The organism is Acinetobacter sp. YK3 (assembly GCF_001729365.1).
Classification (GTDB): domain Bacteria; phylum Pseudomonadota; class Gammaproteobacteria; order Pseudomonadales; family Moraxellaceae; genus Acinetobacter; species Acinetobacter vivianii.
On the sequence record NZ_LZPJ01000072.1, the window covers coordinates 37,075 to 52,072 of the forward strand.

Annotated in this window: 15 protein-coding genes; 4 read left to right on the top strand and 11 right to left on the bottom strand. The window is 40.5% G+C overall.

Features of this window, described 5'->3' with window-relative positions:
- Window positions 1–7: 7 nt before the first annotated feature.
- Entirely contained in the window at window positions 8–466 is a 459-nt protein-coding gene (gene cueR, locus A9Z07_RS06455; RefSeq protein ID WP_004772277.1) for a Cu(I)-responsive transcriptional regulator, read from the top strand.
- Between the two features lie 100 nt (window positions 467–566).
- Here the strand turns inward: cueR and A9Z07_RS06460 are convergent, their stop codons facing one another.
- The 5 genes from A9Z07_RS06460 to A9Z07_RS06480 form a co-directional block, all read right to left on the bottom strand.
- On the bottom strand, window positions 567–755 hold the full coding sequence (locus A9Z07_RS06460) for a heavy-metal-associated domain-containing protein (RefSeq protein ID WP_069577692.1): 189 nt from the start codon (window positions 753–755) through the stop codon (window positions 567–569).
- A gap of 100 nt (window positions 756–855) precedes the next feature.
- Window positions 856–1,197 carry an ISC system 2Fe-2S type ferredoxin gene (gene fdx, locus A9Z07_RS06465; RefSeq protein WP_069577693.1) on the bottom strand — a complete coding sequence of 114 codons (342 nt, stop codon included), beginning with the start codon at window positions 1,195–1,197 and terminating at the stop codon, window positions 856–858.
- A 95-nt stretch (window positions 1,198–1,292) separates the two neighbouring features.
- Entirely contained in the window at window positions 1,293–1,604 is a 312-nt protein-coding gene (locus tag A9Z07_RS06470) for a DUF305 domain-containing protein (RefSeq protein ID WP_069577694.1), read from the bottom strand.
- A 258-nt stretch (window positions 1,605–1,862) separates the two neighbouring features.
- Entirely contained in the window at window positions 1,863–4,067 is a 2,205-nt protein-coding gene (locus tag A9Z07_RS06475) for an OsmC domain/YcaO domain-containing protein (RefSeq protein ID WP_069577695.1), read from the bottom strand.
- Window positions 4,068–4,318: 251 nt separating this feature from the next.
- Window positions 4,319–5,191 carry a LysR family transcriptional regulator gene (locus A9Z07_RS06480; RefSeq protein WP_069577696.1) on the bottom strand — a complete coding sequence of 291 codons (873 nt, stop codon included), beginning with the start codon at window positions 5,189–5,191 and terminating at the stop codon, window positions 4,319–4,321.
- An 89-nt stretch (window positions 5,192–5,280) separates the two neighbouring features.
- Here A9Z07_RS06480 and A9Z07_RS06485 point away from each other — a divergent pair, with 89 nt between their 5' ends.
- The 3 genes from A9Z07_RS06485 (at window position 5,281) to A9Z07_RS06495 (ending at window position 7,076) form a co-directional block, all read left to right on the top strand.
- The gene (locus A9Z07_RS06485) at window positions 5,281–6,174 is read left to right on the top strand and encodes a DMT family transporter (RefSeq protein ID WP_069577697.1); all 894 of its coding nucleotides are present in this window, start codon (window positions 5,281–5,283) and stop codon (window positions 6,172–6,174) included.
- A gap of 91 nt (window positions 6,175–6,265) precedes the next feature.
- The gene (locus A9Z07_RS06490; RefSeq protein ID WP_047427652.1) at window positions 6,266–6,625 is read left to right on the top strand and encodes an ArsR/SmtB family transcription factor; all 360 of its coding nucleotides are present in this window, start codon (window positions 6,266–6,268) and stop codon (window positions 6,623–6,625) included.
- Window positions 6,603–7,076 carry an SRPBCC family protein gene (locus A9Z07_RS06495; RefSeq protein ID WP_069577698.1) on the top strand — a complete coding sequence of 158 codons (474 nt, stop codon included), beginning with the start codon at window positions 6,603–6,605 and terminating at the stop codon, window positions 7,074–7,076. The genes A9Z07_RS06490 and A9Z07_RS06495 overlap by 23 nt, the downstream gene beginning before the upstream one ends.
- Window positions 7,077–7,146: 70 nt before the next feature.
- On the opposite strand, the gene A9Z07_RS06500 is transcribed toward A9Z07_RS06495, so the two are convergent.
- The 6 genes from A9Z07_RS06500 to A9Z07_RS06525 form a co-directional block, all read right to left on the bottom strand.
- Window positions 7,147–8,307: a hypothetical protein gene (locus A9Z07_RS06500; RefSeq protein ID WP_069577699.1), complete on the bottom strand. Its 1,161-nt coding sequence runs from the start codon at window positions 8,305–8,307 to the stop codon at window positions 7,147–7,149.
- Entirely contained in the window at window positions 8,304–9,641 is a 1,338-nt protein-coding gene (locus tag A9Z07_RS06505; protein WP_069577700.1) for a TolC family protein, read from the bottom strand. The genes A9Z07_RS06500 and A9Z07_RS06505 overlap by 4 nt, the downstream gene beginning before the upstream one ends.
- Window positions 9,638–11,224, bottom strand: coding sequence for a GH3 auxin-responsive promoter family protein (locus tag A9Z07_RS06510; protein WP_069577701.1), 1,587 nt, complete (start codon window positions 11,222–11,224; stop codon window positions 9,638–9,640). The genes A9Z07_RS06505 and A9Z07_RS06510 overlap by 4 nt, the downstream gene beginning before the upstream one ends.
- On the bottom strand, window positions 11,221–12,042 hold the full coding sequence (locus tag A9Z07_RS06515) for a hypothetical protein (protein ID WP_047427667.1): 822 nt from the start codon (window positions 12,040–12,042) through the stop codon (window positions 11,221–11,223). Before A9Z07_RS06515 ends, A9Z07_RS06510 begins: the two co-directional genes overlap by 4 nt.
- Before the next feature lie 156 nt (window positions 12,043–12,198).
- Window positions 12,199–13,746: a DHA2 family efflux MFS transporter permease subunit gene (locus A9Z07_RS06520; RefSeq protein WP_004772292.1), complete on the bottom strand. Its 1,548-nt coding sequence runs from the start codon at window positions 13,744–13,746 to the stop codon at window positions 12,199–12,201.
- 23 nt (window positions 13,747–13,769) lie between these two features.
- Entirely contained in the window at window positions 13,770–14,831 is a 1,062-nt protein-coding gene (locus A9Z07_RS06525) for an HlyD family secretion protein (RefSeq protein WP_062847534.1), read from the bottom strand.
- Window positions 14,832–14,998: the final 167 nt, after the last annotated feature.

The window sequence follows — 14,998 nt, forward strand, 5'->3', positions numbered from 1 at the left end:
GGATGTTATGAATATTGGTAAAGTATCTCAGGCTTCTGGTGTGACTGCCAAAATGATCCGTTATTACGAGCAGATAGGTTTGATTCCAGCGGCTGGACGTAGCAATGCAGGTTATCGCTCTTATTCAGATAATGATGTTGAGCGTTTGAAATTTATTAAACGTAGTCGTGAATTGGGCTTCTCTGTAGCAGAAATTACCGATCTGCTGGATTTATGGAACAATCGCAATAGGCATAGCGCGGATGTAAAACATCTGGCTCAGTCGCATATCCATAAGTTAGAAGAACGCATTCAGGATTTACAGCAAATGGCGCAAACCTTGCAAACTTTGGTGGATTGCTGCGCTGGTGACAATCGCCCAGATTGTCCAATTCTTGAGGGCTTGAGAGAACCGAGTCATGAAATGAAGGATATCCACCATCATAATGATCTGCTCTCGCTCTCACCCTTGACTGGGCGCAAATAAGATTTATTACAAGGCTATAGAAATATGGCCTTTTAATTTTTTAGCATTTTCTTGAAACTAAAAAAGCGGCTATATCAGCCGCTTTTTGATTAGATACAGATTAACGTGGTGGAAAACCTGCTTCTGCTAATGCATCAACCACTTGCTGTTGTGATGCTGTGGTTTCTACTTTTACACTACGGTTAGGTGGATCAGTGATTACTTTTGCATTGGCATCCACTTCCTGAATCGCGCGTGTTACGCCACGTGCACAGCCACCACAGGTCATATTTTCTACATGAAATTCCATACGAATGCTCCACTTGGTTATTCAATAAAATAAGTTCAATATAAACGTTCCAATAATTGGAAGGTCAAGTCTTTTGGTCGCTAAATTAGAAAATTAGCTGTCAGCCTTTCTTTTCGGACACATAATTCACAGTATATTTCGGGACTTCTATTTCTAAAGCATCTTTCTGTATATCCACCTGACAGGATAGACGTGAATAAGGGGTCAATCCCCAGGCTCGATCGAGTAAGTCAGCTTCGATATCTCCCATTTCCTGTAAACTATCAAATCCTTTTTTTACGATCACGTGACAGGTTGTGCATGCTCCTGAAAGATCACAAGCATGTTCGATTTCAATACCATGATCAAGCAAACCTCTACAGAGATTTGCCCCGCTTTCTATTTCAATTTCACGACCTTCAGGACAGATTTTTTCATGTGGGAGAATCTTTATTTTTGGCATAATTACTACCCTTTTCACCTTTTAAAAAGTCAAAGATCAAACAATAAAAGGCTTGATATCCAAGCCTTTTATTATCAAATCAGTTCACCCAAGTCTTATAGCTGATGACGTTTGAGCCAAGCATTCATCACTTTTATTTCCAGCTCCTGAGCCATGATGATATCTGTTGCCAATCTATACACTTCAGGGTCACAACCATATTTCAAAGCAATTCTAGCCATATTTACTGCACCTTGATGATGTGGAATCATTCCCAACATGAAATCAATGTCTGCATTACCTGTATAATTAATTCTCATATCGATATGCATACGATTACTCGCTTCCATATAAGCACGTGTTGAAAGACTATAAGTATCACTTGAGTCATTTGAATTGGGCATTGTTGCAGAGTGTTGTTCACGCATTCTTTTTTCCCTTTTGCTTAGTCGCATTACCCTTATTTAAGAGGAAATGGATGTACTATGTTAATGAAAATAAAGGGAGTAATGCAGTTAATAGATGAGATCTACTAAATCTCCCCTTATTAACAACACGGTAGTCCTTCCAATAATTGCAAGGTCAAGGGATCTATTTATTAAAATTTTGAATGCTTAAGTTTTATGTTCTTTTTATAAAAAAGTGCATGATCAACATGCACTTTTTAAAGAGGGATTTAGCGTGTTTTAGACATTTAAGCCAACTGCTTTAGCACGCGCTTTGTGCAATTTTTTATAGCTGTCGATTAAACGTAAATGACGATCAAGTCCTTCCAGTTGCATATTGGTTGGTGTTAAACCATAGAAGCGAACACTACCTTCAACCGAACCAACCACTGCATCCATACGTTCATTGCCAAACATACGACGGAAATTGACCTCGTAATCTTCCAGTTCCATTTCATCATCAAGCAAGACTTCAAGCACGACATTCATGCACTGATAGAATAAACCGCGTTCTACCGTGTTGGTGTTGTACTGCAAGAAGGTCTCAACCAGCTCTTTGGCTTCTTCAAACTGTTGCAATGCAACATAGATCAATAACTTCAATTCAAGCAGCGTTAACTGGCCCCAAACGGTATTGTCATCAAATTCAATACCAATCAATGTCGTGATTTCAGTGTAATCATCCAGTTCGCATTCTTCTAAACGCTCGACCAATGCTTCCAGCTGTGCTTCATCTAAACGATGTAGATTGAGAATATCTTCACGGAATAATAAGGCTTTATTGGTATTATCCCAAATCAGGTCTTCAACCAGATAAATTTCAGAATAATCAGGTACCAGAATACGACATGCTGTTGCACCTAAGTGCTCATACACCGCCATGTAGACTTCTTTGCCCATTTCCTCAAGGATGCCAAATAACTCAGCTGCTTCTTCAGCATTTGAGTTTTCACCTTCATTGGTGAAGTCCCATTCTACAAAGTCATAATCAGATTTGGCACTAAAGAAACGCCAAGAGACTAAACCACTTGAATCAATGAAGTGCTCGACAAAGTTGTTTGGTTCGGTCACCGCATTGCTTTGGAAAGTCGGTTGCGGTAAGTCATTTAAACCCTCGAAACTACGGCCTTGCAATAATTCAGTCAAACTACGTTCTAAAGCCACTTCAAAGCTTGGATGCGCGCCAAATGAGGCAAAGACACCGCCTGTACGTGGGTTCATTAGCGTCACACACATTACAGGGAATTGACCACCCAATGAAGCATCTTTTACAAGCACTGGAAAGCCTTGTTCCTCTAAACCTTGGATCCCTGCCACGATACTTGGGTATTTTGCCAACACCTCTTGAGGTACGTCTGGCAAGGCAATTTCACCTTCCAAGATTTCACGTTTCACCGCGCGTTCAAAAATTTCAGATAAGCATTGAACCTGAGCTTCAACCAAGGTATTCCCTGCGCTCATGCCATTACTGAGATATAAATTCTCAATCAAATTCGATGGGAAATAGACAGTTTCATTATCAGATTGACGTACAAATGGTAATGAACAGATACCACGTTCAGTATTGCCTGAGTTGGTGTCGTACAGATGTGTGCCCAGTAACTCATCATCAGGGTTATAAATTTCTAAACAATATTCATCCAGAATTTCTTGTGGTAACTCGCCATTTGGACCCGGCTTAAACCATTTTTCATCTGGATAATGCACAAATTCTGCATTGGCAATTTCCTCACCCCAAAACTGGTCGTTATAGAAGAAATTACAATTTAAACGCTCAATGAACTCACCTAAAGCCGATGCCAAAGCACTTTCTTTCGTTGAGCCTTTACCATTGGTAAAACACATTGGAGACTGTGCATCGCGGATGTGTAATGACCATACATTTGGCACAATATTACGCCATGATGCAATTTCAATCTTCATGCCTAAACCAGCCAAAATCTCAGACATATTGGCAATGGTTTGTTCTAACGGCAGGTCTTTGCCCAAAATATAAGTATTGTTTTCTGAAGTCAGGCTTGGCATCAGCAACGCTTGCGCATCTGCATCAATACTTTCCACTTCTTCAATCACAAATTCAGGGCCAGTCTGAATCACCTTCTTTACCGTACAGCGATCAATCGAACGCAAGATCCCTTGACGGTCTTTTTCAGAAATATCCGCTGGAAGTTCAACCTGAATTTTAAAAATCTGTTTATAGCGGTTTTCAGGATCGACAATATTGTTTTGTGATAAACGGATATTGTCGGTTGGAATGTCACGTGCAGCACAATACACTTTGACAAAGTAAGCCGCACATAACGCAGATGAAGCAAGGAAATAGTCGAATGGACCGGGCGCAGAGCCATCGCCCTTATAGCGAATAGGCTGATCGGCGATTACCGTAAAATCATCAAACTTCGCCTCTTGTCGAAGATTGTCGAGATAATTAACCTTAATTTCCATGCGAACACCTAAATATTCTTATGCGTTGCAAGCACACAAGAGTGAAAATATTGATTGATAAGCCGAATCGTAGATATGAAATAGACTTAAAAAAGAAAACTGTGGCTAAGGTCATTTAAGTACGATCGAACACTGACCTTAGTGATAATGGCCGCTATTATAGAAGTATTTTGTGTAATTGATAACTTTTGTCTGTTTTTCTAGCCTTTTTATGAACAGTCAGCTGAATTGTTGATGATTTAACCGGATATTTACAGTTGTGTTGCAATCTCAATAAATGCTTTTGCAATCGGCGTCATTTGCTGCTTGTTCTTCACAGCCAAGCCAATTGAGCGTTTAATATTTGGTGATAATGGTCGTTTTACGATATTGGTATACTGTTGCAGAATGTTTTGATCAAGGGATAAATCAGCCACAATAGATACCGCTGCATTGCTATTTACCATATTTAAAATCGACAGGATTTGAGAGAGATGATACTTGACTTGAGGTGTCAGTTGAGCCGCTCTAAATAATTCCAGCACATGATTCTGACTGCCTGCATTGGTCAAAATAAAAGGATAATCCATCAATTCTTCTAGTTTGACTGCACTTTGTTGTGCAATCGGTAAATGCTTTGGTATCAAAGCTACAAAGATATCTTCCAATACAGCAAAAGTATCAAAGCGAGACTCAGGTAAAACCACAAAACCAAGATCAACTTTGCGCTCATCTATCCATTGCAACACCTCTTTATCTGTTCCTTCAAAAATCAACACGTCGATTTCAGGATATTCCCGACTAAAATTTTCTAAAATCAATGGAAGCAATACATTGGAAGAAGATGCGCCAAAGGAGCCGATACGCAACTCCCCTGTTTTAAAGCCTTTGAGGTCCATGACCTGTTGATGAATGATGGTTGAGACATTCAGCATTTCATTCACATAAGGTAGCAAACCTTGCCCTGCTACGGTGAGTTCAACTTCATTGTTATTGCGATAAAATAGTTGAGTTTCCCATTTCTTTTCCAAGGATTTCAGTGCATGTGAAATCGCAGACTGTGAAATATTCAGTTGCTGTGCGGTCAGGGTAAAGTTTTTTAATTCTGCCAGTTTTGAAAAGATTTCGAGTTGAGTTAGTGTCATGATGGATTATTCATGAGTAAAAGCTCATTTTACTATAAAGATAAATTAGTTTTACGATTTGCTTTAATTCTGTATTGATTAAAAACCTCATGCGCCATTTCGCAATTTTGCTGCCACGTTGTACTGTTTATTTTAAATTGATCTGTGTGGCTTTGATGTGGGGTGGCACCTTTATCGCTGGACGTATTCTTGCCGCAGAAGTTTCTCCAGCTTTGTCTGCACTGTTACGATTCACAATTTCTGCCATCTTACTGCTTATTTTACTGATCAAAACAACAGGCGGCTTTCCCCGTCTTTCCACTCAACAGCATATTTATGCAATTCTGATGGGCTTAACTGGAATATGCGCTTATAACCTGTTTTTCTTTGCTGCGCTTTCCCGAATTGAGGCAGGTCGAACAGCTTTATTTGTTAGTTTGTCACCTATTCTGACCGTCTTGATCATGCGTATTTTCTTTAACGAAAAGTTAAGCAGAATCAACTATCTTGGTGTCTGTATTGCCCTAGTTGGAACACTGCTGGTGGTGACTCGCGGTGAAGTATTTAATGCCTTACAACAGTCTTTTGGGCTTGGTGAAATGATGATGTGTGGTGCGGTATTCAGTTGGGTGATTTATACCTTGTGCTTGAAGCACACAAATACATCGGCATTGACCATGACCACATACGCCGTCCTTTGGGGGACAGCATTTCTTTTCATCAGTTCAATGCCTGAGTTAAGTTATAAAACGTTTATCAATATCTCACTGAACAGTTGGCTAGCTGTTCTTTATTTAGGTGCTTTGGGTACCGTATTGGCCTTCATTTGGTATGCGCAAGCCATTCATACTATTGGAGCATCCAAAACCATTATTTTTACCAATCTTGTTCCGATCTTTGCTGTATTACTGGCCTTTTTTATACTGAAAGAACCGATTACTGGATCAATGGCTGTGGGTGCAGTCCTTAGTTTCGTCGGTATCTTATTGGTGAATAAATATTAAAAACAAAGTGATAGCGATCATCTTTAAAAACTTAGCTTTTTAGCTAAATTTTTGTTGACATCAGATCAATAAATGCACAATACTTAGCTCTATGGCTAAGTATGATTCTAAACTCGATTTGTTGTTCAGTGCGCTTAGTGATCCAACGCGTAGAGATATCTTAACGCGGCTGTCTTTTGGATCAGCCTCAATCACTGAACTGGCTGAACAACATGATATGGCCCTGCCTTCTTTTCTAAAGCATTTGAACAAATTAGAGCAGGCTGGACTCATTCATTCTGAAAAAAATGGACGAATCAGAACTTGTGCTTTGGCCCCTGATGCATTTACGCCTATGCAAAACTGGTTAAGTGAACAACGAGCCATCTGGGAACAAAGACTCAATCAATTTGATCGTTACGCACTCGAATTAAAAAGGAAAAGAGAAAATGAAACTGGATCCCAAAACTGATTTAAAACTAGAAAGAGTGATTGATGTGCCCCGTGAACTGGTCTGGGAATGCTGGACCACACCAGAGCATATCAAACACTTCTTTATTCCTCGACCTCACTCGATCAAGGCCTGTGAAATTGATTTAAAAGTCGGTGGAAAATTCAATACGGTCTTTGATGTCGATGGCAATGAAATCAATAATCAAGGCGTTTTCTTAGAAGTGATTGACGGCGAAAAACTGGTTTTTACTGATACCTATACTGAAGACTGGAAACCTGCTGAAAATCCATTTATGACTGCGATTCTATTACTTGAAGATGTGGGTAATGGCGCAACTAAATATACAGCGATTGCGCGACATCGAACTCAGGAAACCCGCCAACAGCATGAGGATATGGGCTTCTTTGAAGGTTGGGGAACCGTGGTTGATCAACTGGTCGAATATGCAAACAGCTTAAAAGCTCAATAATTTTCCCCCTTCTACTCAAAATGCCTCAAAGTTTACTTTCCAATACTTTGAGGCATTTTTATAGATCAAATCAAATCCGCCCAACTTCCAGATATGGAATTAAATTCTTATCAAAGTTCGGACGTGGATCACCTGCAAAACTAATAAAGCCATGCATTCCTGTTAATCGTTCACCTTTATAAAACTGATTAAGCTGAAAACGTGGATCTTGATGTGACAAGGTAAAACTCACCACCCCAACACCTTTCTGCTTAGACAATTGATAGGCATCTTCAAGCATTAAATGGTGCAGCGCCAAATGTTGTGGATGAGACAATAAGCTGTGTAACACATGATATTTGAGCGAATCACCCAGTTTCGGCAATGGCATTGCTTTGGTGATTTTGGTCAATAAATTATAAACAGGACGAAATACACTAATTAAGGGGCTGTAATGCAGGATTTTGGTTTGTTTCAGGCTATGCTGATCCCACAATCCAAACATGCCGACTAATTTCTCATTCTGGAAATACAATTGAAAGTCTGACAATTGTAGACCCGTAAAATAGTGATGCCCTGCTTGCAGTTCTTCAAAATTATAAGCAGGAATAAAATTATAGTGCTGTGCCATTGCTGCAATAAACGTATTCATTGCAGGGATATCTTCTGGTTGCGCGGCACGAGCATGCATGTTGCCTATTTCTGTTTGCTTGGTCTTTTCTAAGAATGCATCGATATCACGTTTTTTCCCTAGATGGGTCAAAGTCAAAGTTTCAATCAAGCCTTCATCATAGTAATCTGGAATTCCTGTTTTACCAGTTTGTATAGCAGCTCTTGCGGCATAGTTATCATTGAAAATAATCATTTGGCTAAAATCAGGTTCATGGAGCGTCTGTTTGACATGCGCACCAAGAATCTTGACCAATGATTTGCCACGATAATTGGGATCAACCCGCAAATCGCTGGCATATCGTACATTCTGTACTGCTTTATCGACATAACACGGACGATGACCGTTGCTGTAACAGGCGACATTCTTCTGATTCTCAGTATCTTCAATCACCACATGCAGTTTGTGTCGATACAAAATATCTGACGCCTTAAAATAACTCGGTTCGCGCTGAAAGCTGATTTGCACGCCTTTGGTGGTCATTGGCACGGCAATCAGTTCACGTAAAGCCTGATCATCTGCCAATGTGGCTTCACGTGTAATCAAGCTGTTTTCAGTTGATGTCGGTGGATTTGTTTTCATTCATTATTCACCTGTGTTGTGGTCTGGTTTGGAACCAGCTGATTTAATTGTCCCATTTGATCAAGAAGTTGATAGACAAAAACAACTTCATCCTGTTCATTAACAGTTTTTTGGGTTTGTACATCCAATAATTTTTGTTCGGTATTGAGCAAATCAAAGGTTGTTTTGGTACCTAACTCAAACTCTTTTCGGGTATAAACAAAGGCAATCGACGCCGCATCTATAGCATTTTGAAGTGCCTCTTTATTTTGTCGAATGGTTTGCAATTGTGCGTATGTCGTCCGTGCGCGCTGATTCAGATCAAGCTCAAGCGTTCGGATTTTCTGGTTGGCTAAGTCGACATCTGCCTGTGCTTTTCGCGTATTGGCCCGATTCAAACCATCATCAAACAAAGGCACATTCAGTTGTACACCCACCATGTAATTGTTACTTTCAGAACCGATATAACTGGCTTCATGCTGCTTGCCCGCACGGCTGGTCAACATGACTGTAGGCCAGAGTTCCCGTTTGGTTAAAGCATATTGTTTCTCGGCAGCTTGCTTCTCGTATTTCGCGCGCATCAAAGCAGGATGATGATTAGTTTTTGCCAAGATTTCATCCAGTTGATTAGAAATGACGGGAAGATGTTTAATTGCCATAAGATTTTCAGGCGTGACACCCGTGATTTGATAAAACTGTGCTTCACTCACGGTGAGATTGGATTGCGCCTGTGTAATATCGGCTTGTCCTTGAGCCACTTGAGCCAAAACCTGTGCCAGATCTGCGCGGGTAATCATGCCCACATCAAAACGTCGTTGTGATTCATAAAGCGAGCGTTGCAGATTAGACATAGTCTTTTTCCGCAACTCTAAAATCGCTTTCTTTTTTAATACATCGGTATAGACCATGACCGTATTCAGAATGGTTTCCGATCTTTGGTCCGATAAACCCTGCGCTTGTGCAGATAATTGGTTTTTCGCCACATCAACCCCTAAACGGTGTCGACCAGAGGTGTAAACGGGATAATCCAGTTGTAATTGCAGACTTCGGCCCTTACGGTTGCCTTCAGTTGGAAACATGACCTGAGCAGGTGTTTCAACCCGCTCATAATCCAATTGCCCGACCAGATTGACTTTTAAACCGTCTCGCTGTTTGGCCTGCTCAAGCATTGCTGTAGATTGATTCACACTTAAGCGACTTACTTCGAGTTGACTTTCATGTCGTAAGCTTGCTGACAATGCCTCATCTAAAGTCATCGCAGTCACGTTATTTGAAACGAAGAATATCCCCACGCATAGTGCAATATGCGTGGACTTAAAAAGCTGATTATTAAATTGCATCATCCCTTTCTTCATAGTTGTTCCAAACTATTCAGGGTAATTTTCTTTAATGGTTCAGGCTTGATATTGCCTTCAATAATGCCGTCAAACATGACCAGTTTCTTATAAGCATTCCAACCATTATGGGCTTGACGAATCTGCGGCTGATCTAACTGACCGAGATTACGTGCAAGTTCATAATGGAAGTTCTGACGCAAGATACGATCGATATATTCATCGTTAATACTGTGATGAATTTCTCCTTCAAACAGGACACAATAAAAAGGTTTAACCTGCTGTTCTGTATCTATGGCAAGTAAAGAGATTGCTTTAGATTCGGTTTCATTGAGCTGTGAAAGCAGTTGTCGCGCCGTTTCAGGTGCAAGTTTCTCTCCCACCAGATCAACGCCAAAACGACGTCCCTGAAACTCGAAACAAGGGATTTGTTGCAGAAAACCTGTGACACGCAAACAATCATCGAGACAATAACGGAGTAGACCATTGCCCGAAGTGATAATCGGGCTCACCACATCACCAGCTTTGAGTTCCCATGACGGGATAATCTGGCCCTGCTTCTCACCTTCAAGATACTCAAACTCATAAAAATGACTCTGATAAGCAAGCGGATATTGATCGTTATATGGAATGGTCACCACACCTTCAGTCGCCCACAGACCTTTGCCTTCAAATTGCACTGATGGAAGGCGCTGTTGCAATTTCTCGGCCCAAGCTTTGGAACCAGCGGTATCCCAACTGGACACCAGACTTAATTTTGGCCAGAGTTTTTTGAAATTAATCTGCTCACCATTAGAACTGCTAATTAAAGCCTGAGCACTTTCGGGACTATACGGCGCTGTGACTTCTTTCAGTGAAATTTGGCGATTTCCCCATAAACCACTTTCAAGTACCTCAATGACTTCTTGTTGCATTGCCTCTAAACGATCTAAGAGCTGCAATGCAAAAGTTGGACTCCAGACAGAGATCATCGCCAGATTTCGGTTTGCAACCAGATAACAGATCGTCGCAAATAATGCATCATCGGCATTCGCGGCAAAAGCCACATTACTTGGAACGGCTTGGGTAAACTTCGATAAGATCCGTTTGCCCATTCCCAATAATGCACTGTCGTCATTTAAGTTTTTATCTTTTAAAACCTCTCGCTGACTTTCAGGCAACCATGACACTGACCAGTAATGTGTGCCCGAGTTGAGTTGAGGACACTTGCGATACATACTGGCTAACCACGGCGCAATCGCATGATCAAGTTCATCTAAAAACAATTTGGTATAAGGAATAAATTTGATCTGTTCGCTTGAACCACTGGTCGGTTGAAAACGCACCAGCTTGCTGCTGGAAAGCGTCAACTTTTGCTCACGATAGCGTTGAATTTCTTCTCGCCAAGCGCTGTAACGCGTGGCCGAAAATGATTTTATAAACTGCTCATAGTTTTGAACTTTTTTATCTTTTGCAAAGCTTGAGGTCTGTAAAATCGAATGCAAAATTTGACGTTGTGTTGCTTCTAATGCATTAAACTGTTTTTTAAAATTACGATCAGATGCATTGCACCATCGTTTTAGAATAAGATGCGAGCCTGTTGTCAGCCATTCATTCGGTTTCATTGGATGGCCTCTCTACGGTTGGTTTTAGTCGTTAAAATCGCCTCACATTTGCCTTTGCTGACTGGCTTTCTCATGAGCTTCACTGGAAAACGGGCAATATCTTTCCAGCCCATACGTCCAATACATGGGAGTTCAGTGCCAATGCTCCAGGTTGGATTTTTCTGCTCGAAGAAATGAATATTAGGATTCTTTTCTCTCATTTCAGCTGTAATCGGTGCAATTTCACCTTTTAATGGTTGATAATCCTCACCAAAATTTAGTAATCCCGCTTCTTTATCATAATATTCGCCAAAGAAGTTTTCACAGTAGTGCTCAATGACTGAGGAGAGATGCTGATTTTCATCTTTGATATTTGGGTAGTACACATAATAATTATTGGCAAGTAATAAATAGGTTTTATAACCCTTAGAAATCAGCAACCAGTACAGCTCATTAAATGGATATCTGATTCTTAACTTGATCATCAGTTTGAGCATGGTACTTTGCAGCGAACGCGTCCCCCAAAACTCTCTTAAAATCACAGTATCACCGCTAAATAAAACGGTATAGTCTTTGCCATTTAAATAGAAATGTTGCACAACGACTGTAGAGAAACCCACGATTTCATCGGTTTGTGAATTAAAAACCAGAATAACACCACTTTTCTTTTTAAAATCCTCTGCAAATATAGAAAATCTGGTGTTTTCATAATATTGTTCATAAATAGAGTACATCACTTTTAATCGATCAATATCGATTTGCTCTTTTTCAAAATACTGACCATAGGTACGTTCTTTCTGGTTAAATTTTGAAATTAGTTTATATGTTGTATTAATCATAATACTTTAACCTTCTAAATCTAGATACACGAGTACCCCTACCTCACATAGAGGTATTAAAAATACTTATATAAATATTCTTTTCTTATAACGGGATATGTTTTATATAAGCCCTATTGTTTTTTCATTTTTGAAATTACCCTCTATTTAAAATATCTACATATCCATCTTTTTCCCCCGATCCATAAATATGGTTAAAAAAGCCGTCACAAACATAATGATTGCGAGCATACGTAATAAATCATTGAAACTTGATGTAAGCGCCTGATAATGAATGTCACGGTAAATCACGCTCAGCGCAATTTGCTGTGCATTTGAACCAACCTCCTGATATTGCGCTGTCAACTGATCCAGTCTTTCGACAAAGATCCAGTTCTGTGGTGTCATATATTGATTAATTTGAGTCACATGTAGCGCTGTCAGCCAGTCCAGTGAGGAATTGATCAATGCCAAGCCAACTGCTCCACCAATATTGCGCATCAGGTTATAAATACCGCTGGCATCAGCCACTTTACTAAGCGGTAATGTGCTCATGGCTAAATGTGAAACCACAATCAGACAAATCATCAGGCCGATACCACGATAAATTTGTGGCCAGAACATAAAGTCATAATCACTGTGGATACTGAGATGTGAATTTAGCCATACCCCGAACCCCGCCAGAATCATGCCAACGAATACGGTTTTACGAGTGTCAAAATTAGGAATCAGCCAAGCAAGGAACGGCGCAAAAAAGAACATCACCACGCCAGTCACCATCATAATGTGACCAATCTGGCTACTGTTCATCTCCCGAACCTGTCCAAGAAAAACAGGAATCATATAGCCCAAGCCATACAGCGCCATGCCGATGACAAAGGTCGTAATTGCACTCAGGGTGAAGTTCTTGTTTTTGAATACGCTCAGATCAAGTAAAGGCTTAGGCTGAGTAAAGCTTCGAGTGAAGAAAATCATGCCACCGATCAGACAGATCATAAAGGCAATACGAACACCCGAATCTGCAAGCCAGTCATGCCGTGCGCCTTCATCAAGGAAATATTCCAGCCCACCCAAGAACATCGCCATACCAATCAGGCTCAGCCAGTCCATAGTTTTAATCAGTGAATAATTAGCACGGTCAATATTTGGCCCTGAGTAAATCACAGTGGCAATAATAATTCCCGGAATGATATTGATCAGGAACATCCAGTGCCATGAGAAATTATTGGTTAACCAGCCACCAATAGTTGGGCCAATCGCTGGGCCTAATGTGCTAACCATCCCGAAGGTCACTAACGGTAATGAACGTTTTGCTTCAGGGAAAAGTAGATAGAGTGCTGTCATTGAGGTCGGAATCATGCCTCCGCCCATAAAGCCCTGAATGCCACGGAAAACCAGTAAACTTTCCAGATTCCATGCCAACGCGCAAAGCAAGGAACTGATGGTAAATCCAACCGCACAAATGGTGTAATAGACACGTGTAGAAAGCACACGCGATACAATGCTAGACATTGGAATCGCGATAATTTCTGCAATCAAATAAACCGTTTGTACCCAAGTCACTTCATAACGGCTTGCACTCATACCTGCTTGAACTTCATTTAAAGAACTCGCTACGATCTGAATATCAAGGATCGCCATAAAGTTGCCAAAAATCATGGCAGCGAAAATTGCCCATGCGGTTTTTCGGGGGAATTTCCATTCACTTTCGACAGACTGATTCATCACTTACACCTAAGACTTTATGATTAAGTTCTGAGATCAACGGTCGCGCTGACCGACATTCCCGGTTTAATGAGATCAATATGCGGGCTTGAATCTATGGTGATGCGAACAGGAATACGTTGTACAACTTTGTTAAAATTCCCCGTCGCATTGTCAGGTGGCATGAGTGAAAAAGTCGCCCCGGATGCTGGAGAAAAGCTTTCGATTTTCCCAGTATAGGTCAGGCTTGGATATGCATCTATTTTTAATTTAACTTGCTGGCCAATATGCATTTTTTCAATTTGAGTTTCTTTGAAATTGGCCTGCACATATAAGCTTTTTTCAGGAATGATTGCCATTAAGCGCGTTTGTGGCGAGACCCGTGATCCCTTCTGGATTGCAAGACTGCCAACTTTGCCCGACACGGGACTAATCACTTTTGATGAAGCAAGATCAATCTGATAAAGATCCAGACTCGCATTGGCATTTTGAATATCTGCCAAAATTTGCGCTCTACTTGCCTGTAAGCTACCAAGTTGCGCTTCGGCTGCATTGACAGCGGCTTGGGCCTTGCTCAGTTGTGCCTGTGCGGTTAAATACTGGGACTGGACACCTTCAAAATTTTGGCGGGTAATCACTCCATCTTTTAACAAATCTTGGTAACGTTCAAAATCTTTTTTCAAGCGGGATAAGTCAGCTTGCGCTGCAACAACACCACTATTTGCTTCACTAATAGATGACTTTGCTGATTTTTCATTTTGCTGCTGCACCCCAAGCGCTGCCTGTTTTAAGGTTACGACTGAACGGGCTTGATCATAACGAGCTTGATAATCACGATGATCCAGTATCGCCAAGGTCTCGCCTTTTTTAACCACCTGATTATCCTTAATGATCAATTCAATCACTTCACCAGATATTTTTGGCATTACCCAAGTGACATCAGCTTGAACATAGGCATTATCGGTAGACTGATAATATCGATATACAAAAAAATAATATATAATGCCGATAATGAGTAATAACAGAAGCGCACTAAAAACAGCCCATGTTATTTTTTTTCGACTTTGGAAATTAGTGTCAGTTTCTAGCTGAGCGACGTTATCCATATTCATTCCGCTTATTTGTAATATTCAATTTTTTATTTACACCAATAAAATATTGGCGTCTTTTTTACGTAACTTTTCACTTGGTTTTATTCAATAAATCGTCACAGTGTAAAAATTGCTGCAAATTATCATTCTTAAGTCATATAAATATCATTGACCGTTTTGAC

What these genes read in the sequence shown, in the direction of transcription:
- A9Z07_RS06460 (WP_069577692.1), bottom strand. Translation starts at nt 755, where the DNA reads ATGGAATTTCATGTAGAAAATATGACCTGTGGTGGCTGTGCACGTGGC.
- A9Z07_RS06510 (WP_069577701.1), bottom strand. Translation starts at nt 11,224, where the DNA reads ATGAAACCGAATGAATGGCTGACAACAGGCTCGCATCTTATTCTAAAA.
- A9Z07_RS06480 (WP_069577696.1), bottom strand. Translation starts at nt 5,191, where the DNA reads ATGACACTAACTCAACTCGAAATCTTTTCAAAACTGGCAGAATTAAAA.
- A9Z07_RS06470 (WP_069577694.1), bottom strand. Translation starts at nt 1,604, where the DNA reads ATGCGTGAACAACACTCTGCAACAATGCCCAATTCAAATGACTCAAGT.
- A9Z07_RS06495 (WP_069577698.1), top strand. Translation starts at nt 6,603, where the DNA reads ATGAAACTGGATCCCAAAACTGATTTAAAACTAGAAAGAGTGATTGAT.
- A9Z07_RS06525 (WP_062847534.1), bottom strand. Translation starts at nt 14,831, where the DNA reads ATGGATAACGTCGCTCAGCTAGAAACTGACACTAATTTCCAAAGTCGA.
- A9Z07_RS06520 (WP_004772292.1), bottom strand. Translation starts at nt 13,746, where the DNA reads ATGAATCAGTCTGTCGAAAGTGAATGGAAATTCCCCCGAAAAACCGCA.
- A9Z07_RS06475 (WP_069577695.1), bottom strand. Translation starts at nt 4,067, where the DNA reads ATGGAAATTAAGGTTAATTATCTCGACAATCTTCGACAAGAGGCGAAG.
- A9Z07_RS06485 (WP_069577697.1), top strand. Translation starts at nt 5,281, where the DNA reads ATGCGCCATTTCGCAATTTTGCTGCCACGTTGTACTGTTTATTTTAAA.
- A9Z07_RS06505 (WP_069577700.1), bottom strand. Translation starts at nt 9,641, where the DNA reads ATGAAGAAAGGGATGATGCAATTTAATAATCAGCTTTTTAAGTCCACG.
- A9Z07_RS06500 (WP_069577699.1), bottom strand. Translation starts at nt 8,307, where the DNA reads ATGAAAACAAATCCACCGACATCAACTGAAAACAGCTTGATTACACGT.
- cueR (WP_004772277.1), top strand. Translation starts at nt 8, where the DNA reads ATGAATATTGGTAAAGTATCTCAGGCTTCTGGTGTGACTGCCAAAATG.
- A9Z07_RS06515 (WP_047427667.1), bottom strand. Translation starts at nt 12,042, where the DNA reads ATGATTAATACAACATATAAACTAATTTCAAAATTTAACCAGAAAGAA.
- A9Z07_RS06490 (WP_047427652.1), top strand. Translation starts at nt 6,266, where the DNA reads ATGGCTAAGTATGATTCTAAACTCGATTTGTTGTTCAGTGCGCTTAGT.
- fdx (WP_069577693.1), bottom strand. Translation starts at nt 1,197, where the DNA reads ATGCCAAAAATAAAGATTCTCCCACATGAAAAAATCTGTCCTGAAGGT.